Annotated in this window: 20 protein-coding genes; 12 read left to right on the top strand and 8 right to left on the bottom strand. The window is 68.1% G+C overall.

Annotated features, from left to right (window positions below; genetic code table 11):
• The first annotated feature begins 54 nt into the window (after positions 1-54).
• Positions 55-909, top strand: coding sequence for an iron-sulfur cluster carrier protein ApbC (gene apbC, locus AC3WL7_RS12510; RefSeq protein WP_108758114.1), 855 nt, complete (start codon positions 55-57; stop codon positions 907-909).
• Between the two features lie 78 nt (positions 910-987).
• On the top strand, positions 988-1,560 hold the full coding sequence (dcd, locus tag AC3WL7_RS12505; protein WP_079222647.1) for a dCTP deaminase: 573 nt from the start codon (positions 988-990) through the stop codon (positions 1,558-1,560).
• A gap of 69 nt (positions 1,561-1,629) precedes the next feature.
• On the opposite strand, the gene AC3WL7_RS12500 is transcribed toward dcd, so the two are convergent.
• The 4 genes from AC3WL7_RS12500 to AC3WL7_RS12485 form a co-directional block, all read right to left on the bottom strand.
• Positions 1,630-1,797: a LiaI-LiaF-like domain-containing protein gene (locus AC3WL7_RS12500; RefSeq protein ID WP_174208692.1), complete on the bottom strand. Its 168-nt coding sequence runs from the start codon at positions 1,795-1,797 to the stop codon at positions 1,630-1,632.
• 15 nt (positions 1,798-1,812) lie between these two features.
• Complete coding sequence (locus tag AC3WL7_RS12495) at positions 1,813-2,235, bottom strand: HIT domain-containing protein (RefSeq protein ID WP_079222646.1); 423 nt, start codon at positions 2,233-2,235, stop codon at positions 1,813-1,815.
• Positions 2,232-2,903 carry a dienelactone hydrolase family protein gene (locus tag AC3WL7_RS12490; RefSeq protein WP_492750495.1) on the bottom strand — a complete coding sequence of 224 codons (672 nt, stop codon included), beginning with the start codon at positions 2,901-2,903 and terminating at the stop codon, positions 2,232-2,234. Before AC3WL7_RS12490 ends, AC3WL7_RS12495 begins: the two co-directional genes overlap by 4 nt.
• Before the next feature lie 159 nt (positions 2,904-3,062).
• The gene (locus AC3WL7_RS12485) at positions 3,063-3,737 is read right to left on the bottom strand and encodes a LexA family transcriptional regulator (RefSeq protein ID WP_492750494.1); all 675 of its coding nucleotides are present in this window, start codon (positions 3,735-3,737) and stop codon (positions 3,063-3,065) included.
• 449 nt (positions 3,738-4,186) lie between these two features.
• Between AC3WL7_RS12485 and rimO the strand changes: the two genes are divergently transcribed.
• Complete coding sequence (rimO, locus tag AC3WL7_RS12480) at positions 4,187-5,581, top strand: 30S ribosomal protein S12 methylthiotransferase RimO (protein ID WP_492750492.1); 1,395 nt, start codon at positions 4,187-4,189, stop codon at positions 5,579-5,581.
• A complete protein-coding gene (locus AC3WL7_RS12475) occupies positions 5,578-6,414 on the top strand; it encodes a DUF3025 domain-containing protein (protein ID WP_492750490.1) in 837 nt (278 codons plus the stop codon). Before rimO ends, AC3WL7_RS12475 begins: the two co-directional genes overlap by 4 nt.
• Before the next feature lie 164 nt (positions 6,415-6,578).
• Here AC3WL7_RS12475 and greB read toward each other — a convergent pair whose 3' ends face one another.
• Positions 6,579-7,085 (bottom strand): transcription elongation factor GreB, encoded by a 507-nt coding sequence (gene greB / locus AC3WL7_RS12470; RefSeq protein ID WP_492750488.1) that lies wholly within the window; start codon positions 7,083-7,085, stop codon positions 6,579-6,581.
• 51 nt (positions 7,086-7,136) lie between these two features.
• Complete coding sequence (locus AC3WL7_RS12465) at positions 7,137-8,642, bottom strand: helicase HerA-like domain-containing protein (protein ID WP_492750486.1); 1,506 nt, start codon at positions 8,640-8,642, stop codon at positions 7,137-7,139.
• Between the two features lie 123 nt (positions 8,643-8,765).
• Between AC3WL7_RS12465 and AC3WL7_RS12460 the strand changes: the two genes are divergently transcribed.
• The gene (locus AC3WL7_RS12460) at positions 8,766-10,373 is read left to right on the top strand and encodes a transglycosylase SLT domain-containing protein (protein ID WP_283221954.1); all 1,608 of its coding nucleotides are present in this window, start codon (positions 8,766-8,768) and stop codon (positions 10,371-10,373) included.
• 18 nt (positions 10,374-10,391) lie between these two features.
• Positions 10,392-10,739 (top strand): ribonuclease E inhibitor RraB, encoded by a 348-nt coding sequence (locus tag AC3WL7_RS12455; protein ID WP_108758118.1) that lies wholly within the window; start codon positions 10,392-10,394, stop codon positions 10,737-10,739.
• 94 nt (positions 10,740-10,833) lie between these two features.
• On the opposite strand, the gene asd is transcribed toward AC3WL7_RS12455, so the two are convergent.
• Positions 10,834-11,676 (bottom strand): archaetidylserine decarboxylase, encoded by an 843-nt coding sequence (gene asd / locus AC3WL7_RS12450; protein WP_079222638.1) that lies wholly within the window; start codon positions 11,674-11,676, stop codon positions 10,834-10,836.
• Positions 11,673-12,323 carry an SCO family protein gene (locus AC3WL7_RS12445; RefSeq protein ID WP_108747100.1) on the bottom strand — a complete coding sequence of 217 codons (651 nt, stop codon included), beginning with the start codon at positions 12,321-12,323 and terminating at the stop codon, positions 11,673-11,675. The genes asd and AC3WL7_RS12445 overlap by 4 nt, the downstream gene beginning before the upstream one ends.
• 122 nt (positions 12,324-12,445) lie before the next feature.
• Here AC3WL7_RS12445 and prmB point away from each other — a divergent pair, with 122 nt between their 5' ends.
• The 6 genes from prmB (at position 12,446) to AC3WL7_RS12415 (ending at position 19,164) form a co-directional block, all read left to right on the top strand.
• A complete protein-coding gene (gene prmB / locus AC3WL7_RS12440; RefSeq protein WP_492750480.1) occupies positions 12,446-13,375 on the top strand; it encodes a 50S ribosomal protein L3 N(5)-glutamine methyltransferase in 930 nt (309 codons plus the stop codon).
• The gene (gene aroC, locus AC3WL7_RS12435) at positions 13,372-14,475 is read left to right on the top strand and encodes a chorismate synthase (protein WP_079222636.1); all 1,104 of its coding nucleotides are present in this window, start codon (positions 13,372-13,374) and stop codon (positions 14,473-14,475) included. Before prmB ends, aroC begins: the two co-directional genes overlap by 4 nt.
• On the top strand, positions 14,468-15,505 hold the full coding sequence (locus AC3WL7_RS12430; protein ID WP_492750477.1) for a 2-hydroxyacid dehydrogenase: 1,038 nt from the start codon (positions 14,468-14,470) through the stop codon (positions 15,503-15,505). The genes aroC and AC3WL7_RS12430 overlap by 8 nt, the downstream gene beginning before the upstream one ends.
• Before the next feature lie 92 nt (positions 15,506-15,597).
• Positions 15,598-16,626, top strand: a complete 1,029-nt coding sequence (locus AC3WL7_RS12425) for an aspartate-semialdehyde dehydrogenase (RefSeq protein WP_108747098.1) — start codon at positions 15,598-15,600, stop codon at positions 16,624-16,626.
• A 151-nt stretch (positions 16,627-16,777) separates the two neighbouring features.
• A complete protein-coding gene (locus AC3WL7_RS12420; RefSeq protein WP_492750474.1) occupies positions 16,778-18,781 on the top strand; it encodes a FimV/HubP family polar landmark protein in 2,004 nt (667 codons plus the stop codon).
• Positions 18,782-18,804: 23 nt separating this feature from the next.
• On the top strand, positions 18,805-19,164 hold the full coding sequence (locus AC3WL7_RS12415; RefSeq protein ID WP_492750472.1) for a VOC family protein: 360 nt from the start codon (positions 18,805-18,807) through the stop codon (positions 19,162-19,164).
• The last annotated feature ends 12 nt before the right edge of the window (positions 19,165-19,176 follow it).

Here is a 19,176-nt window from a genome sequence, read left to right as displayed (position 1 = left end):
CAACTTGTATGATGGGAGGTTGCCAGTCCCCACGAACCGCTTCCGGAGTCCGCAGTGAACAGCCCCGCCCGTCGTCCCCACGCCAGCCAGGTACAGAAGGGCCTGTCGCCCCATGCGCGCATCCGCAACGTGATCGCGGTGGGTTCGGGCAAAGGGGGCGTCGGCAAGTCCACCACCTCGGTGAACCTGGCGGTGGCCCTGCAGCAGCTCGGTGCCCGCGTGGGCGTGCTGGACGCGGACATCTACGGCCCCAGCGTGCCGGCCATGCTCGGCCTGTCCGGCCGCCCGGAAAGCCCGGACAACAAGAGCATCGAACCGATGCGTGCGTTCGGCGTGGACACCATGTCCATCGGCTACCTGGTGGAAGACGAGACGCCGCTGATCATGCGCGCGCCGCGGGCGACCGCTGCGCTCACCCAGCTGTTCGAAGACACGCTGTGGGACGACCTGGACTACCTGCTGATCGACCTGCCGCCGGGCACCGGTGACATCCAGCTGACCCTGGTGCAGAAGATCCCGCTGGCCGGTGCGGTCATCGTCACCACGCCGCAGGACATCGCCACGCTGGATGCGAAGAAGGCGCTGAAGATGTTCGAGAAGGTGGAGGTGCCGGTGCTGGGCATCGTCGAGAACATGGCCGTGCACACCTGCAGCAACTGTGGCCACGTCGAGCACCTGTTCGGCGAGGGCGGTGGCGAGCGCATGGCTGCGCAGTACGGCGTGCCGCTGCTGGGGTCGCTGCCGCTGCAGATCGATATCCGCGAACAGGGCGATGCCGGCAGCCCGATCACCGTCGCCCAGCCCGATTCGACCGCCGCCCAGGCGTATCGCCGGGCCGCCGAGCGCCTGGTGGAGGAAGTGGGCAAGCGCCCGCGGGCGTCGATCCAGATCCTGTCCTCGCTGCTCTGAGGCAGCAACCGCGGGGCTGCGGCGCGGTTGCCCGGCCCCCTGCTAGAATCCACGCGCCCCTCGCACCCAGGACAAAGCATGAGCATCAAGAGTGACCGTTGGATCCGCCGTATGTCCGAGCAGCACGGCATGATCGAGCCGTTCGAGGCCGGGCAGGTGAAGCATGCCAACGGTGAGCGCATCGTCAGCTACGGCACCTCCAGCTATGGTTACGACGTGCGCTGCTCGCGTGAGTTCAAGGTGTTCACCAACATCAACTCCACGATCGTCGACCCCAAGCACTTCGATCCGGGCAGCTTCGTGGACATCGTCGGTGATGAGTGCATCATCCCGCCCAACAGCTTCGCGCTGGCCCGCACGGTGGAATACTTCCGCATCCCGCGCGACACCCTGGTGGTGTGCCTGGGCAAGAGCACCTATGCCCGCTGCGGCATCATCGTCAACGTGACGCCGCTGGAACCGGAGTGGGAGGGCCACGTGACCCTGGAGTTCAGCAACACCACGCCGCTGCCGGCGCGCATCTACGCCAACGAAGGCGTGGCTCAGATGCTGTTCTTCCAGGCGGCGGCCGACGATGTCTGCGAAACCTCGTACAAGGACCGCGGTGGCAAGTACCAGGGCCAGACCGGCGTGACCCTGCCGCGTACCTGAGCCACCTGTCGGTAGCGCCGGGCCATGCCCGGCGTTGGACAGATTCGCCGGGCGTGGCCCGGCGCTACCTTATTTGCCGCGTCCGAACAGCATCGCGATGCCGACGCCGACCAGGCCGACCGGCCACCAGGTCAGGAACAGCTTGGAAACATTCAGGTGCGTCCAGCCCAGGTTGCTGGCGAGCATGAACAAGCCGATCAGGATCAGCAGGATGGCGGCGACAAGATTGAATCGCATCGGGTCGTCAAAGGCTCAGGGGTGGGCCGGATATCCTAGCCGTTCCTTCCAGTAGGCGACATGCTGGTCCAGCGCGGCCGGCTCGTAACGGTGCGCCGGCCCGCTGCCCCAGACCGGGCCGGGCCAGGCCGGATCGCCGTCGTGGCGGCCGATCACATGGAAATGCAGCTGGCGCACGATGTTGCCCAGCGCCCCGATGTTGATCTTCTCCACCCCGTCCGAGCCGTGCAGAGCCTTGCAGGCGCGGTTGAGTTCGGTGCGCAGCTTGTCCTGCTGCTCGCCGTCCAGCTCGATCCACTCGGTGATCCCGGCCAGGCGCGGCACCAGGACCAGCCAGGGGAATCGTTCGTCGTTCATCAACCGCACTTGCGACAACGGTCCTTCAGCAACCAGCACGCTGTCGGTGGCCAGGCGTGAATCCAGTTCGAAATCGCTCATCCAAGATGCTCCGTGAAGAAATCGAGGGTGCGTTGCAGCGCCAGGGCGGCGCTGTCTGGATCATACGCATGTCCGACCTCCCGATTGAAGGCGTGGTCGGCCGGATAGACGTAGGTGGCCATCTGCGGCAGCTTTTCGCGGTGGGCCTGCACGGCCTCCGGCGGGATGCTCTTGTCCTGGGCGCCGAAGTGGAAGATCACCGGGGCCTTGGGCGTTTCGTCGAGGAAATTGACGTTGCGGCCGCCGTAGTAGCTGGCCGACGGCAGGCCCAGGCGCATCGCCGCCAGCAGGGCCACGCTGCCGCCCCAGCAGTAGCCGACGGTGCCGACCTTGCCGTAGGGGGCCAGGCGCGTCGCCGCAGCGCGCACCACTTCCAGCGCCTTCTCCATGCCCAGGGTGTTGACCCGCTCCAGGCCGTCCTTCACGCCTTCCGGGCTGTAGGGCAGGGCGTCGGGGTCGGACTCCGGGCCATCGACCAGATCGAAGAACGACGGCGCCAGCACCGCGTAGCCTTCGGCGGCGAAGCGCTCGGCGACCCCGCGCATGTGCGCGTTGACCCCGAAGATTTCCTGTATGACCACCAGCGCCGCGCGCGGCTTGCCCACGGGCAGGACCTGCCAGGCGCGGACCGGGCCATGATGCGTATCCAGGGTGATCCATTCGGACATCGTCGGGTACCTCGTTGCAGGGGACAGGCCTGCATTGTCGACGCTGGCCGGGTTAGCGGCGTGTCAGCGGCTGTGCCCGATCAGGCGGCTGGCCATTCAGAGCCGGGCACCAATCGCGATGTTGCAAGCGGCATCGACGACAGTGGCTTCCGATGACACTCAGAACTTGCGCAGCCCCGCATGGACCAGCGCCTTGCCAAGGATGCTGACGTTGCCGGGCTCGGGGCGATAGGGCGGGAAGTCCGTGTTCACGCTCACCACGTACAGGCCATCGCCCCGCTTCTGCAGCATCTTGATCTGCGTTTCGCCGCCAAGGGTGATGAGGTAGTAGTCGTCACCGTCAAAGTGATCGAAGCTGGTATCGATCCAGACGATGTCGCCATCTTCCAGCTTGGGCCGCATCGAGGGGCCGCGACCGGTGATGATCTGGATGCGTCCGGGCTGCGGCAGGAAGCCCAGCTTCCGTCGCACCTCCCATTCGGCAACCTCGATCGTTCTCATCACCTCGGGTGTGTCGTAGGTGACACCCGTGTCTGCTTCCAGGACGTTGAAGCGAACGTATCCCGGAGGCGGTCCCACCTCCTCGACCGCCGGCTTGCCATCTGCGATGGCGCCTGGGGGCAGCATCGTGCCGTTACCGGTCGCGAGCCAGGATTCACTGACCCCCAGCACCTTGGCCGCCGCCAAGAGGTTCGCGCCACGCAGAAATTTTGCCTTTCCGCTGAACCAGTTATGGACGCTCGGTGCTGAAACGCCGACCTCTCGGGCCAGATGGGCCTTGGTGATCTGTGCGTGTCGGAGTGCACGGGCCAAGCGTTCAGAAAGAGTAGTCATTAGGAAAGACTAATTCCTAGCTAATTAGGAGTAGCTATTGACCGATGGATTAGGTGTGTCTAATTTCAGGCCATGAAAAAATCCTAGTGCTTCTACCGTCATCGATCGCCTGGGAGGGACCGGCAGGGTGGCCCGCATATGCGAGGTGAGCTCCGCTTCTGTCAGCCAATGGCGGTTGAAGGGCATACCGGCCGCAAGGCGACAGTTCCTGCAACTGTTGAGGCCTGAAGCCTTCCGCGAAGAAAGCGATGTTGACGGTCGTTCGATACCGCCCGACGACGGGTGGTACACGCTCAGGCGGTAGGGCGCCGAGCGGGCAGGGGATCAGCCGATGTGTCGTTCAGAGGTGGCGCACCAACCCCGTTATACTGGCGCCCTTTCAGGCCCCGGCCCCCAGGACCCCCTGCCATGCCGGCAGGGGCCCAGGCCCCCAGAGTCCCGCGATTTCCATGTCCCAGCTGAACCCCAAAGTCGGCTTCGTCAGCCTTGGCTGCCCGAAGGCCCTTGTCGATTCCGAGCGCATCCTCACCCAGCTCCGCTCGGAAGGTTATGACATCGTCCCGTCCTACGATTCGGCCGACGTGGTGGTGGTCAACACCTGCGGCTTCATCGATTCGGCGGTGACCGAATCGCTGGACGCCATCGGCGAGGCGATGAACCAGAACGGCAAGGTCATCGTCACCGGCTGCCTGGGCAAGCGCCCGGAGCAGATCCGCGAGGCGTACCCGAACGTGCTGGCGGTGTCCGGCCCGCAGGATTACCAGAGCGTGATGGAAGCGGTGCACGAAGCGCTGCCGCCCAAGCACGACCCGTTCGTGGACCTGGTGCCGCGCCGAAGCCTTGGCTTCGGCGAATTTGAGGGGGATGTCGGCATCAAGCTGACCCCGCGCCACTACGCGTACCTGAAGATTTCCGAAGGCTGCAACCACAAGTGCAGCTTCTGCATCATCCCGTCGATGCGCGGCAAGCTGGTCTCGCGCCCGGTGGATGAGGTGCTGCGCGAAGCCGAGCGCCTGGTGCGCGGCGGCGTGCGCGAACTGCTGGTGGTTTCGCAGGACACCTCGGCCTACGGCGTGGACGTGAAGTACGCCGAGAAGATGTGGCGCGACAAGGCCTACCAGACCCGCTTGAAGGCACTGTGCGAAGGCCTGTCCGAGCTCGATGCCTGGGTGCGCATGCACTACGTCTACCCGTACCCGCACGTGGACGAGGTGGTGCCGCTGATGGCGGAAAACCGGATCCTGCCGTACCTGGACATTCCGTTCCAGCACGCCAGCCCGCGCATCCTGCGCCTCATGAAGCGCCCCGGCGCGGTCGAGAAGACCCTCGAGCGCGTGCAGAACTGGCGCCGCATCGCCCCGGACATCACCGTGCGCTCGACCTTCATCGTCGGCTTCCCGGGCGAGACCGAGGCCGAGTTCGAAGAACTGCTGTCGTTCCTGGACGAAGCGCAGCTGGACCGCGTGGGCGCGTTTGCCTATTCGCCGGTCGAGGGCGCCACCGCCAATGACCTGCCGGACGCCGTGCCGGAAGAAGTGAAGCAGGAGCGCCTGGCGCGCTTCATGGAAAAGCAGGCGCAGATTTCCGCTGCACGCCTGGAAGCCAAGATCGGCACCGTGCAGCAGTGCCTGGTCGATGCCATCGAAGGCGATATCGCCGTGGCCCGTTCCAAGGCCGATGCCCCGGAAATCGACGGCCTGGTGCACATCCAGAACGCCGACCAGGTGCCGCTGCGCGTGGGCGAGTTCGTCAATGTGGAGATCACCGAGAGCGACGAGCACGACCTGTACGGTGACGCGCTGCCCAGCGCTGCCCGCCCGGCGTTCGACCTCAAGGTGCTGTGACCGCAGCGACGGCCGCCCGCTGCGACGCAGGCGGCCCTCGTCGCTTCATCCCGCCGCTGCGTGCGGCGGTCGATGCGCGGGTGTTCGACCATCCGTTGTTTGCCGGCGTGCGCGGTTTCGCCGATCTGCTGGCCGGACCCAGGTGGCCGGCCGTCTCCGCGCTGGATGCCCGGCTGGTACTGCCGGGCGTGCAGCTGGTGGAGCAGGATGCGGCCCTGCTGGCCGACGGCCTGCACTACGAAACCCGCATTGCCCAGGGCCGCATCGCTACCCGCGCGGACAACTGGCACGACCTGTTCAACGCACTGGTCTGGGCCAGCCTGCCGTCGCTCAAGCGCGCGCTCAATGCCCAGCAGTGCCGGCACATCGCGGCGATGGCGCCCGGCCAGCGCAACCGCGCGCAGGCCGCGCTGACCCAGTTCGATGAAACCGGTGTGGTCGTGCAGGTGCGCGATCCCGCCGTGCTGGCCGCGTGGGATGCGCATGACTGGCGCGCGCTGTTTGAACCGTCGCACTGGCAGGGCGGCGGCATCGGCATCGTGGCGGTGTTCGGCCACGCGCTGATGGAACAGGCGCTGCTGCCGGGCCGGTTGCTGGTGGGCAAGTGCGTGCTGGTGCAGGCTGAAGAGGAGGCCGCGTGCATCGACACGGTGGCGCGCGCCATCGGGGAGGGCAGGGTGCTGGGCGATCCGCTGCAGCTGCGGCCGCTGCCGCTGGCGGGTATTCCCGGCTGGCATGAGCAGCAGGATGACGCCTTCTACGGCAACGCCGACTATTTCCGTCCGCTGCGCGCCGGCCGCCAGTACCCGCCGCCGCTGCCTCTGCTTCGGTAGAGTCGACTGTTGGTAGAGTCGACTGTTGGTAGAGTCGACTGTCGGTAGAGTCGACTGTTAGTCGACTGCTTTGCCCTTGGGTCCATGAAAACCCCCGCGCTGCGCGCGATAGTCGACTAACAGTCGACTCTACCAGCAGCGGCGCAGTCGACCGACCGTCGACGTTACGGCGCCGCGTACTCCACGCCGATCACCGCGAACGTGAACTGGCCACCGGGCAGCTCAACCGCGAACTCGTCATCGATGCGCTTCTTCAGCAGCGCCCGCGCCAGCGGCGAGTCGATGCTGATCCAGCCCAGCCCTGCATCGGTCTCGTCCGGGCCGACGATGCGATAGCGGCTGGTTTCGCCACTGTCCACGTTCTCCAGCTCCACCCACGCCCCGAAGAACACCGCCTGCGGGTCGGTCGGCGTGGTGTCGACCACGCGCAGCGATTCCAGGCGCTTGGTCAGGTAGCGCACGCGGCGGTCGATTTCGCCCAGCTGCTTCTTGCGGTAGGTGTACTCGGCATTCTCCGAGCGGTCGCCCTCGGCAGCGGCGGCGGCCAGCGCCTTCACCACCTCCGGGCGGCGCACGCGCCACAGGTCATCCAGTTCGGCTTTCAGCCGGGCGTGGCCGGTGGCAGTAATCAGGGCGGTGCTTTTTTCTGCGGGGGGACGCCAGCGGGTCATGCGGTACGACTTCTTTTCTGGATGACAAATGGGGAGCGGGGCAGCAGCAGATCAGCGCTTGCCGCCGAAGATGCCGCCGAGGATGCCACGCACGATCTGGTTGCCCAGCTTGGTGCCGACGGTGCGCGTGGTCTGCTTGGCCATGGTTTCGATCATGCCCTGGCGGCGCTTGGTGCCGAAGATCGCATCCTTGATCGACTGGCCGAAGCCGCCTTCCTGCGCGTCATCCTGTTCGCGGCTGCGGGCGGCCGGGGCTGCGGCCTTCTCGGTCGCCTTCTGCGCGCGCTGGGCCAGCAGCTCGGCTGCCGATTCGCGGTTCACCGCGGTGTCGTAACGGGTGCCGACCGGGCTGCCCGCACGCACCTGTGCGCGCTCGGCCTCGGTGATCGGCCCCATCCGGCAGCGCGGCGGGGCGATCATCGTCTGCTGCACCGGCATCGGCACGCCCTTGTCCTGCAGCGTGGATACCAGTGCTTCGCCGGTGCCGAGCTGGCTGAGCACCTTGGCCACGTCCAGCTTCGGGTTCGGCACGAAGGTCTCGGCGGCGGTCTTCACCGCCTTCTGGTCGCGCGGGGTGAAGGCGCGCAGCGCATGCTGCACGCGGTTGCCGAGCTGGCCCAGGATGTTGCCCGGCACGTCGCCGGGGAACTGCGAGCAGAAGTACACGCCCACGCCCTTGGAGCGGATCAGCCGCACCACCTGCTCGATGCGCTGCACCAGCGAGGCCGGCGCGTCGTCGAACAGCAGGTGCGCCTCGTCGAAGATGAAGACCAGCTTGGGCTTGTCCAGGTCGCCCACTTCGGGCAGCTGCTCGAACAGTTCCGACAGCAGCCACAGCAGGAACGTGGAATAGAGCTTGGGCTTAAGCACCAGCTGGTCGGCGGCGAGGATGCCGACCACGCCGCGGCCGTCGTGGTTGACCCGCATGAGGTCGGCCAGTTCCAGCGCCGGTTCGCCGAAGAACCCTTCGCCGCCGTCCTGGGCCAGGCGCAGCACCGAGCGCTGGATGGCGGCGATCGACTGCGCGCTGACCAGCCCGTACTCGGTGGAGATGTCCTTGCGCTCCTCGGCCACCAGGCCGAGCAGGGCGCGCAGGTCATCCATGTCCAGCAGCAGCAGGCCGCGGTCGTCGGCCAGCTTGAAGACGATGTCGAGCACGCCGGCCTGGGTGTCGTTCAACTCCAGGATGCGCGCCAGCAGGGTCGGGCCCATTTCGCTGATGGTGGTGCGCACCGGGTGGCCGAGCTTGCCGTAGAGATCCCAGAACACGGTGGGGCTGGCGGCCGGGGCATAGTCGGCCACCCCGATATCGGCGGCGCGCTGCAGCAGCGCATCGGCGCCGGTACCGGGCACGGCCAGGCCGGACACATCGCCCTTCACATCGGCCAGGAACACCGGCACGCCCAGCCGCGAGAAACCCTCGGCCAGGGTCATCAGGGTCACGGTCTTGCCGGTGCCGGTGGCACCGGCGACCAGGCCATGGCGGTTGCCGAGTTTCGGCAGCAGGGTGACGGCCACATCATCGGTGATGCCTTTGCCCAGCAGAATCGGATCCATGGTCCAGCCCTTGTGGTGAATGCGCCCAATGTTAACCGGCGACGGTGGCGGGCCGACGGCCGGGTTGCCCGGACCTTGGCGGCCCCGCTACTCTGCCTGCCTGTTTCGCACACAGTGCCACCAATGCCCGTTCCTGTCCTGATTTCCCGTGGTTGGCCGCTGCTGGCACTTGCCGGCCTGGTATCCCTGGCGCCCGACGCCCATGCGCAGCGTGTCTCGGCGCGGGACCAGGCGAAGGCCGAGGCGCTGCAGCAGCGCATGGCGACCGCCGAGAAACGCTACAGCGATGCCCTGCTGCTGGTCGCCAATTCCGACCCGAAGGGCAGCAACGAAGCCGACGCCGCGCTGGAGGACATGGAAGATGTCATCAGCGAATGCGTGAAGCAGAAGGGCTGCCAGATGAGCAACATGCTGGCCACCTACAAGCGCCTGCTCAAGCGTGATGCCGATGCGGCCGCCAGCGATGACGCCGCCGATGAAAGCGGCGACCGCCTGGAAGCCGACCCGGACCACGTCGGCCCGCTCACCGCCGATGTGCCCGAGGCGGCCCGCGCCGCGGCCCTCCTCAACGACAAGCGCCATGCCTTCGACAACATGGTCGATTACAACCCGGCCGTGCAGGCGGGCATCCGCCGCTGGCTGACCGACATGCGCCCGGCGCTGCTGACCAGCTATGAGAACTACCAGAACCTGCGCGCGGTGATGTGGCCCGAGTGGGAAAAGCGCGGCCTGCCCGAAGCGCTGCTGTTCGGCATCATGGCCAAGGAATCCAATGGCCGCGTGCATGCCTCCTCGCGCGCTGGCGCTGCCGGCCTGATGCAGTTCATGCCTGCCACCGGCCGCCGCTTCGGGCTGGGCCCGGACGGCACCGGCTTCGATACGCGCTTTGACGCGCGCAGTGCCGCCGAAGCCAGCGCCAGCTATCTCAACGAGCGCCTGCGCGAACTGAACAACAACGTGGAAATGTCGGTGGCCGCCTACAACGGCGGCGAAGGCCGCGCCGCGCGCGTGTTCAAGCAGAGCGGCGGGCAGAGCTTCTGGACCGACAGCGTCTACAACCAGTTCCCCGGCGAGACCAAGGACTACGTGCCGATGGTGATCGCTGCCGCCTGGATCTTCCTGCACCCGCAGCAGTACGGCGTGGAGTTCCCGAAGATCAGCGCGCAGCCGGCGACGCTGCGCCTGGCCAAGTCCACCACCATCTACGAGCTGACCATCTGCCTGGGCAGCCACGGCACCCGTGATGGCTACATGCGCGTGCTGCGCAACCTCAATCCGCGCTATGAAGCCGATGGCTGGATTCCGGCCGGCACGCTGATCAATGCCACCACCCGCATTGCCGGCCTGTACCAGCGCAACTGCGTCAGCGGCCCGCGCGCGGACCTCGCCCGCACCCTCATCACCGCCGACCTGAACGCGGCCATCGTGCGCCCGACCGCCGCCAGCTACACCGGCAGCGTGGCGGTGGGTGGCGTGGTGCCGCTGGCCGACCCGAATGCCAGTACCACGGTGCCGACCGCACCGAGCGCGCCGGTGGCTGCGCCGCGTCCGGCTGCGCCCAGGGCCAAGCCTGCCAAGACCTACAAGGTCGGCAAGGGCGACACCCTGGGCCGCATCGCGGCGAAGTTCCAGTGCGAACTGCCGACCCTGGCGCGCGCCAACGGCCTGAAGGCCCCCAGCTACAGCCTGCGCCCCGGCCAGGTGCTGAAACTGCAGGGCTGCGACAAGTAACCGAACCGGAAGAGAGCCATGGACCTGGAAGCAACCCGCGATCTGTTCGCCAACCTGCGCGAGAACACCGACTGGGATCTCGCCACGCCCCTGCTATGGGGCTATTACTTCGTGCACTCCACCCCGGACCGCCTGCAGGCGCTGGCGACCACCCTGGAAGCCCAGGGCTATGAGGTGGTGGAGCTGTTCGAACAGGAGCCGGAGGAGGGCGATGCGCCCTTCCACGTGCTGCACGTGGAGCGCGTGGAAATCCACGACGAGACCTCGCTGGACCTGCGCAACCAGGAACTGGCCGCCCTGGCCAGCCAGACCGGCGTGGAAGACTACGACGGCGTCGACGTCGGCCCGGCCCCGACCCTGCAATAACGCACCGCTTTCTGTAGAGCCGAGCCCATGCTCGGCTGCCGGCAGAAACAGCCGAGCATGGGCTCGGCTCTACAGACCCGGCGTTGCCGCTTCCTCAGCGCAGCTTCGCCAGCGCCTGGCCCAGCTGCACCGGGCTTTCGGCGCCCAGCTGCGGGGCGAACTCGGCCACGCCCGGCGGCAGCAGCACGATCACGGTGGAGCCGTAGTTGAAGCGCGCCATTTCGGCGAAGCGCTCCAGCTGGATGCCCTGGCCACGGTAATCCTTGCGGGTGATGCGGTCGCCGTAGGCCGGGATCTCTTCGCCGCTCCACACCGTTTCCACCCCGGACACCAGCAGCGCACCGACCATCACGCTGACCATGGGGCCGAAGCTGGTATCGAAGTGGCAGACCAAACGCTCGTTGCGGGCAAACAGGCGCGGCACGCCGTTCACCGCGGCCGGGCCGACGCTGAACAGGCGCCCGGGCACGTGCACGGTCTCGCGCAGGGTGCCGGTCCAGGGCATGTGCACGCGGTGGTAGTCACGCGGGGACAGGTACACCGTGGCGTACAGGCCGTCGTTGTACGGCTTGGCGTCCTCCTCGCTGCCCAGCAGCTCGGCGGCGGTGAAGGACTGGCCCTTGGCCTGGAAGATGCGGCCGGCCTCGATCTTCCCCAGCTGGCTGATGCGGCCGTCGGCCGGCATCACCAGGCTGCGCGGATCGGCATCGGCCACGCGTGCGCCCGGCTTCAGGGCGCGGGTGAAGAACTGGTTGAAGGTCGGGTAGCTGCGCGGATCGGGGTTGGCCGCTTCGTCCAGGTTGACGTTGAACTTGCGGGTGACCGTATCGATCAGCCAGCGCGACACGCGCGGGTCGTCCGAGTACGCCAGCGAGCGCGCCATCGAGGACAGCAGGCGGTGGGGCAGGGCGTACGTCAGGGCGGTGGTCAGGCTCATGGGGCGGATTTCTCGGTCAGCTTCTGCAGGTCGCGGGCGATGGCCGGCGCGTTGAACGGGGGCCGCACCAGGCCGGCAAGCCGGCCCTGCGGGTCGAGCACGGCCAGGCTGGCCGAGTGCTCGACGGTGTAATCCTCGGGATTCTCGTCGAAATGCTTGCCCGGCACCTTCTGGAACACGAAGCCCAGCGAGGTGGCGAAGCGCTCCAGCGAGGGAATGTCGGCAGTGGCGGCCAGGGTGTCCTTGTGGAAGCCGTGCACGTACTCGCCCAGGCGGGTGGCGTTGTCACGGTCCGGGTCCACCGAAACGAACAGCACGCGCGGGCGCAGGGTGTCGGGCAGGGCCTCCCACTGGTTCTGCGCACCGGCCAGCTCGGCCAGGGTGGTCGGGCACACGTCCGGGCAGAAGGTGAAGCCAAGGAACACCAGGGTCCAGTGGCCTTTCAGCTCGCCGGGGATGAGCCGGGTGCCATCGGACTGGGCCAGGTTGAAGTCGGGCAGCTCGCGGGTGTGCGGGTACAGGGTGATCGCTTCGGTGGCCGGCTGGTTGGCCGGCGGCTTCGGCGCGAACACCTGCTGCGCGGCCAGCAGGCCCAGGCCCGCCGCCAGGGCGATCAGCAGGATGATGCCGACGTTGCGATTGAACATGGGAGCCCCCGCAGGAAGTAATCCCCATCATACCGGCTGCAGCCTGATCGTTTCCGTCGCAACGGATGCCGCCGCGGGCGCCAGCCCCTATAATCGTGGGCCACTTTGCCCGCAGTACCGCCATGACCGCTGAAACGGCCGCCGAACTCCACACGATCATCGACCTGATCCGCTACGGCACCAGCCGTTTCAACGAAGCCGGGCTGACCTTCGGGCACAGCTACGACAACGCCCTGGACGAGGCCACCCAGCTGGTGCTGCACAGCCTGCACCTGCCGCACGACCTCGGCCCGGCCTACGGCCAGGCACGCCTGCTGCAGGCCGAAAAGCTGCGCGTGCTGGAGCTGTTCCAGCGCCGCATCGACGAGCGCGTCCCGGCCGCCTACCTGACCGGTGAAGCGTGGTTCGCCGGCCTCAGCTTCAAGAGTGATTCGCGCGCCCTGGTGCCGCGTTCGCCGATCGCCGAGCTGATCGAGTGCGGCTTCGAGCCGTGGCTGGCCGGCCGTGACGTCAGCCGCGCGCTGGACCTGTGCACCGGTTCGGGCTGCATCGCCATCGCCATGGGCCACTACTACCCGAACTGGGAAGTGGACGGCGTCGACCTGAGCGATGACGCGCTGTCGCTGGCCGAAGAGAACAAGGAACGCCTGCAGGCGCACAACGTCACCCTGCTGAAGTCGGACCTGTTCAACGGCCTGACCGGGCGCCACTACGACCTGATCGTCACCAACCCGCCGTACGTCACCAACGACGAGACCGATGCCCTGCCGCAGGAATACTCCTACGAGCCGGAAATGGGCCTGCGTGCCGGCGACGACGGCCTGGACCTGGTGCTGAAGATCCTGCGCGACGCCCCGCTGCACCTGAGCGAGGACGGCCTGCTGATCTGCGAAGTGGGTGAATCCGAGCAGCACCTGGTCAAGCTGCTGCCGGAAGTCGATTTCGCCTGGGTGGAATTCAAGGTCGGCCAGATGGGCATCTTCGCAGTCGAATGCCGCGAGCTGATCGCCCACAGCGCCCGCATCACCGAACTGGCGGCGCAGCGCCCGTGAGTTCCAATTCGTTCGGCAAGCTGTTCACCGTCACCACGTTCGGCGAGTCGCACGGGCCGGCCATCGGCTGCGTGCTCGACGGTTGCCCGCCGGGGCTGGCGCTGGATGCGGCCGAATTCGCCCACGACCTGCAGCGCCGCGCCACCGGCAAGAGCCGGCACACCTCGGCGCGCCGCGAGGCCGACGAGGTCGAGATCCTGTCCGGCGTGTACGAGGGCCTGACCACCGGCACCCCGATCGCGCTGCTGATCCGCAACACCGACCAGCGCAGCAAGGATTACGCCAACATCGGCCAGCAGTTCCGGCCGGGCCATGCCGACTACAGCTACTGGCACAAGTACGGCATCCGCGACCCGCGCGGTGGCGGCCGTTCTTCCGCGCGCGAGACCACCATGCGCGTGGCCGCCGGCGTGGTCGCCAAGAAGTGGCTGGCCGAGCGCTTCGGCGTGACCGTGCGTGGCTACCTGTCGCAGCTGGGCGAGATCCGTCCGGCCGGTTTCGACTGGTCGGCGGTGGAAGACAATCCGTTCTTCTGGCCGCATGCCGAGCAGGTGCCCGAGCTGGAGGCGTACATGGATGCGCTGCGCAAGTCCGGTGATTCGGTCGGTGCGCGCGTGGACGTGGTGGCCGACAACGTGCCGCCGGGCTGGGGCGAACCCATCTACGGCAAGCTCGACGGCGACCTCGCCGCCGCGCTGATGAGCATCAATGCAGTGAAGGGCGTGGAGATCGGCGACGGCTTCGCCAGCGCCGCGCAGAAGGGCACCGAACACCGTGACCTGCTGACCCCGCAGGGTTTTGCCAGCAACCATGCCGGCGGCATCCTCGGTGGCATTTCCACCGGCCAGCCAGTGGTCGCGTCCATCGTGCTCAAGCCGACCTCCAGCCTGCGCCTGCCCGGCCCGTCGCTGGATACCGAGGGCAACGTGGTCGAGGTGGTCACCACCGGCCGCCACGACCCCTGCGTCGGCATCCGTGCCACCCCCATCGCCGAGGCGATGATGGCCTTGGTGCTGATGGACCAGGCGCTGCGCCACCGCGCCCAGTGCGGCGATGTCGGCACCATCACCCCGCGCATTCCCGGGCAGATCGATGGCTGATACCCGGCCGACGGTGTGGGTGAGCCAGCCGCTGATCGACGCGGCCATCGCGCCGCTGCGCGATCGCGTGCAGCTGCTGGCCACCGATACCGTCACCGCCTGGTCGCCACAGCAGATCGCCGATCGCCTGGCCTCGGTCGACGGCGCGATCATCACCCTCAACGAGCGCATCGGCGCGGCCCAGGTGGCCGATGCCGCGCAGCTGCAGGTGATCGCCAACGTCGGCGTCGGCTACAACAACCTGGATGTCGACGCGCTGAGCGCGGCCGGCATCCTCGCCAGCAACACCCCGGACGTGCTCACCGAGACCACGGCCGACCTCGGTTTCGCCCTGCTGATGGCCACTGCGCGCCGCATCACCGAATCCGAGCGCTGGCTGCGTGACGGGCAGTGGGGCCAGTGGTCGTTCCAGACCATGCTCGGCGCCGACATCCATGGCAGCACGCTGGGCATCCTCGGCATGGGCCGCATCGGCCAGGGCATCGCCCGCCGGGGTGCGCACGGGTTCGGCATGAAGGTGCTGTACCACAACCGTTCGCGCCTGCCGGCCGAAACCGAAGCGGCACTGGGCGCGACCTACGTGGACCTGGACACGCTGCTGGCGCAGTCCGACCACCTGGTCACCGTGCTGCCGTACACCCCCGCCTCGCACCACATCATCGATGCGGCCGCGCTGGCGAAGATGAAGCCGTCGGCCACCCTGGTGAACATCGCCCGCGGCGGCATAGTCGACGAGCTGGCCCTGGCCGATGCGCTGGCCCATGGCCGCCTGGCCGCCGCCGGCCTGGATGTCTACGAAGGCGAACCGAAGGTACGCCCCGAACTGCTGGCGCTGCGCAACGTGGTGCTGACCCCGCATATCGGCAGCGCGTCGCTGGGCACCCGTACCGCCATGGTGCAGCTGGCCGTGGACAACCTGCTGGCCGGCCTCGGCCTGGCCGGCGAAGCAGCGCGCATGCCGAGCGCGATCAATGCCGACGCGGCCCTCGCCGCGCGTGCCGCGCTGGGCAAAAAAACCGGGAAACGATAGGGAACCTCTGCGCGCCCCGCCTGAGGAGGTTCCCCGAACCCAGCTGTCGTGCGTGAGTTTTTCCCCTTCCCGTTTTTCGTGAGAGTTCCCCCATGAGCAATGCACAACGCAGCTTCCACGTCGCCATCGTCGGTGCCACCGGTGCCGTCGGCGAGACCATGCTGGCCATCCTGGCCGAGCGCAACTTCCCGGTCGGTACCCTGAGCCTGCTCGCTTCCGAGCGCTCGGCTGGCGGCGAAGTCGAGTTCGAAGGCCAGAAGGTGAAGATCCAGGACCTGGCCACCTTCGACCCCAGCGGCGTGGAGATCGCCCTGTTCTCGGCCGGTGGCAGCGTGTCCAAGGAATACGCGCCGAAGTTCGCCGCCGCCGGTGCGGTGGTGATCGACAACTCCTCGGCCTTCCGTTACGACGATGACGTGCCGCTGGTGGTGTCCGAGGTCAACCCGGACCAGGTCGGCAACCGTCCGCGCGGCATCATCGCCAACCCGAACTGCTCGACCATGCAGATGCTGGTGGCGCTGGCGCCGCTGCACCGCAAGTACGGCATCGAGCGCATCAACGTGTCCACCTACCAGTCGGTGTCCGGCGGTGGCCGTTCGGCAATGGAAGAGCTGGGCAAGCAGACCGGCCAGCTGCTGAGCTTCCAGGACATCGATCCGCAGCGTTTCCCGGTGCAGATCGCCTTCAACCTGATCCCGCACATCGACGACTTCCAGGACAACGGCTTCACCAAGGAAGAGATGAAGCTGGTCTGGGAAACCCGCAAGATCCTCGGCGACGAGAGCATCCTGGTGAACCCGACCGCCGTGCGCGTGCCGGTGTTCTACGGCCACTCCGAATCGGTGGCGATCGAAACCCGCGACAAGGTGACCGTGGCCGAAGCGCGCGCGCTGCTGGAGCAGTCGCCGGGCGTGGAAGTGGTGGACCGCCATGAAGCCGGTGGCTACCCGACCCCGGTCACCCACGCCTCGGGCACCGATGCGGTGTACGTCGGCCGCATCCGTGAAGACCTGTCGCACCCGCGCGGCCTGAACCTGTGGATCGTCTCGGATAACGTGCGCAAGGGCGCGGCGCTGAACGCCGTGCAGCTGGCCGAGCTGGTCGCCGCCGAACAGCGCTGATCATCCGCTGTTGCCTCACCGGTAGTGCCGGCCGCTGGCCGGCATTGCCATGGTGGGCGGGTCTGCCTGTCTGCCGGCCAGCGGCCGGCACTACCGCAAGGGTGTTTCAGGTGGGTGCGGACCGCGGTCCGCACGCTTTATAGTGTCGCCCATGAATAAACGGGCCAGGGGCGCATCGCGCCCGCTCATCTATCTCTCCGCCGCGCTGCTGGCACTGGCCAGCAGTTCGGCCATGGCCCTGGGCCTGGGCGACATCCGCGTGCTGTCACGTCCCGGCCAGCCCCTGCTGGCCGAGATTCCGGTGGTGTCCGCCGATCCTTCCGAGCTCGAGAACCTGCGCGTGGCGCTGGCCTCGGCCGCCACCTTCGAGCGGGTCGGCCTGCAGCGGCCGACCGGCCTGGTCAGCGAACTCCAGTTCGAACTGACCACCAACAGCCAAGGCAGGGCGGTGGTGCGGGTGACCTCGCAGGCTCCGGTGGAAACCCCGTCGCTGAGCTTCCTGGTCGAAGCCGACTGGGGCCAGGGCCGCCTGGTCCGCGAATATTCCGCCCTGGTCGATGCACCGGCCAGCGCACTGGCCGTGGCCGAGCCGGAAATCGTCGCCCCGGCCGGGGTGCTGGGCAACACCATCACCCGCGATACGCCGCCGCCGCCGGCAGCGCAGGCGCCTGCCGCCGCGCCGGCCACCGCCGCGCGACCGGCCGAGCCGCGGCCGCGTGCCGCCGCACCCGCTGCCCGCGCCGCTGCCGACGGCAGCATCACCGTGCAGCGGGGCCAGACCCTTTCGCAGATTGCCGGTGCGCTGGCCCGGGGCAACCAGATCAGCCGGGAGCGGGCGATGATCGCCCTGCTGCGTGCCAATCCGGAGGCCTTCATCCGCGGCAACGTCAACCTGCTCAAGCAGGGCGCGGTACTGCGCGTGCCGGGCAGCGACGCCCTGGCCGCGATCGACGGCAACGAAGCCGCCGCGCTGGTCCGCGAACATGTCGCGCAGTGGCGCCAGGCGCGCACGGTGCCACAGCCTGCCGGTGCACCGGCGGCCGCGCCCGTGGCCGCCACCGCCACGCCCGCTGCTGCTGCTGCTGCCGCCAGCGCAGGGGCACGTCTTGAGATCGCTCCGGCGCTGGCGTCCGACGCCGCGCACGCGGGCACAACCACCGGCACCGGTGCCGGCAGCGAGGGTGACATGCTGGGCAATGAACAACTGCGGCAGGCCAGGGAAGACGTTGCCACCCGCGATGCCGAGATCGGTGAGCTGAAGCAGCGCGTGGCCGAGCTGGAGAAGCTGAAGGAACAGCAGCAGTCCTTGATTGCGATGAAGGACAACGACCTGGCCGCTGCCCAGCAGCGCCTGGCGCAACCGCCCGGCGCACCCGCCGGCGGCACGCCGTGGTACTGGCTGGGCCTGCCGCTGTTGCTGCTGGTGGCCGGTGCCGCCTGGCTGCTGCGCCGGCGCAAGCCCTCGCCGTTGCCGCCGCTGCGTGAGGAAGGCGACGCCGTGGCCCTGGCCGCAGCGGTGCCTGCCGGTGCGGCGCTGGATTCGCTGGCCGAGCAGTCGTCGTGGGCCGCGGGCCACGAAGAGGATGGACGCCAGGAACCGTCGATGCCGGCCTGGGCCCTCGAAGACGACCGTGCCGCCCAGGCGCATGCCGACCAGGATGCGCTGCCGCCCGAGCCGGTTGAAGAACCGATGGCACCGCCAGCTGCCGACGTCGAGACGTCCTGGCAGGTGGGGGCGCTGGTGACCGACGAGGGCGACGAACTGCCGCCGGCGGTGAGCGACGCCCCGCGCTGGGATGAACCCGCGCCCGGGTTCTCGCCCGCCGCGCCGGAACCGGCCGACGAGGTCGGCGTGCCCGATTACGCGCTGCAGGCCGAGCAGCAGCCAGAGTTCCGCGGCGTGTTCGATCTGCCGGCCGAACCGGCGGAGGCTGCGCCGCCCGCGGCCGCGCCCTTCGACGAGGCAGTGCCGGCCGATGGATCCACCGACCCCGACTGGGCCCCGCGCGCGGGCCAGGAGCGGCTGGAACTGGCCATCGCCTACCTCGACCTGGGCGACGCGCAGACCGCGCGGACGCTGCTGGAAGAAGTCGCCACCGACGGCGACGTGCACTGCCAGGCGCAGGCGCGCGAACTGCTCGCCCGGCTGGACTGACCACAGGACCACAGGCGCCGCCCATGACCCGCGAAAACCGCATCGACTACGTTGAGTTCGCCTCGGCCGACCCGGCCGCCAGCCGTGCCTTTTTCGAGGCCGTGTTCGGCTGGTCGTTCGTCGACTACGGCGAGGACTACACCGCCTTCGACGATGGCCGCCTGCAGGGCGGCTTCTTCCGTGGACAGCCGCAGCGGGCCGAAGCCGGCGCACCGCTGCTGGTGCTGTATGCCGATCTGCTGGCACCGGTCGAAGCGGCCGTGCGCGCGGCCGACGGCCAGATCGTCCGGCCCGTTTTCTCTTTCCCCGGTGGCAGCCGCTTCCAGTTCGTCGAGCCCGGTGGCAACGAGCTGGCGGTCTGGTCCGAACGCGACCCGGGCTGAGCGCCGTCCCAC

This window comes from Stenotrophomonas sp. FW305-3-2-15-E-LB1 (genome assembly GCF_058787375.1).
Note: the sequence above shows the minus strand (reverse complement) of the source record. Positions and strands in the feature narration are given on the sequence as shown.

Bases quoted from the DNA above. Each gene is read 5' to 3' on its own strand.
- dcd (WP_079222647.1), top strand. From the start codon at position 988: ATGAGCATCAAGAGTGACCGTTGGATCCGCCGTATGTCCGAGCAGCAC.
- AC3WL7_RS12500 (WP_174208692.1), bottom strand. From the start codon at position 1,797: ATGCGATTCAATCTTGTCGCCGCCATCCTGCTGATCCTGATCGGCTTG.
- AC3WL7_RS12495 (WP_079222646.1), bottom strand. From the start codon at position 2,235: ATGAGCGATTTCGAACTGGATTCACGCCTGGCCACCGACAGCGTGCTG.
- AC3WL7_RS12490 (WP_492750495.1), bottom strand. From the start codon at position 2,903: ATGTCCGAATGGATCACCCTGGATACGCATCATGGCCCGGTCCGCGCC.
- AC3WL7_RS12485 (WP_492750494.1), bottom strand. From the start codon at position 3,737: ATGACTACTCTTTCTGAACGCTTGGCCCGTGCACTCCGACACGCACAG.
- rimO (WP_492750492.1), top strand. From the start codon at position 4,187: ATGTCCCAGCTGAACCCCAAAGTCGGCTTCGTCAGCCTTGGCTGCCCG.
- greB (WP_492750488.1), bottom strand. From the start codon at position 7,085: ATGACCCGCTGGCGTCCCCCCGCAGAAAAAAGCACCGCCCTGATTACT.
- AC3WL7_RS12465 (WP_492750486.1), bottom strand. From the start codon at position 8,642: ATGGATCCGATTCTGCTGGGCAAAGGCATCACCGATGATGTGGCCGTC.
- AC3WL7_RS12460 (WP_283221954.1), top strand. From the start codon at position 8,766: ATGCCCGTTCCTGTCCTGATTTCCCGTGGTTGGCCGCTGCTGGCACTT.
- AC3WL7_RS12455 (WP_108758118.1), top strand. From the start codon at position 10,392: ATGGACCTGGAAGCAACCCGCGATCTGTTCGCCAACCTGCGCGAGAAC.
- asd (WP_079222638.1), bottom strand. From the start codon at position 11,676: ATGAGCCTGACCACCGCCCTGACGTACGCCCTGCCCCACCGCCTGCTG.
- AC3WL7_RS12445 (WP_108747100.1), bottom strand. From the start codon at position 12,323: ATGTTCAATCGCAACGTCGGCATCATCCTGCTGATCGCCCTGGCGGCG.
- prmB (WP_492750480.1), top strand. From the start codon at position 12,446: ATGACCGCTGAAACGGCCGCCGAACTCCACACGATCATCGACCTGATC.
- AC3WL7_RS12430 (WP_492750477.1), top strand. From the start codon at position 14,468: ATGGCTGATACCCGGCCGACGGTGTGGGTGAGCCAGCCGCTGATCGAC.
- AC3WL7_RS12425 (WP_108747098.1), top strand. From the start codon at position 15,598: ATGAGCAATGCACAACGCAGCTTCCACGTCGCCATCGTCGGTGCCACC.
- AC3WL7_RS12420 (WP_492750474.1), top strand. From the start codon at position 16,778: ATGAATAAACGGGCCAGGGGCGCATCGCGCCCGCTCATCTATCTCTCC.
- AC3WL7_RS12415 (WP_492750472.1), top strand. From the start codon at position 18,805: ATGACCCGCGAAAACCGCATCGACTACGTTGAGTTCGCCTCGGCCGAC.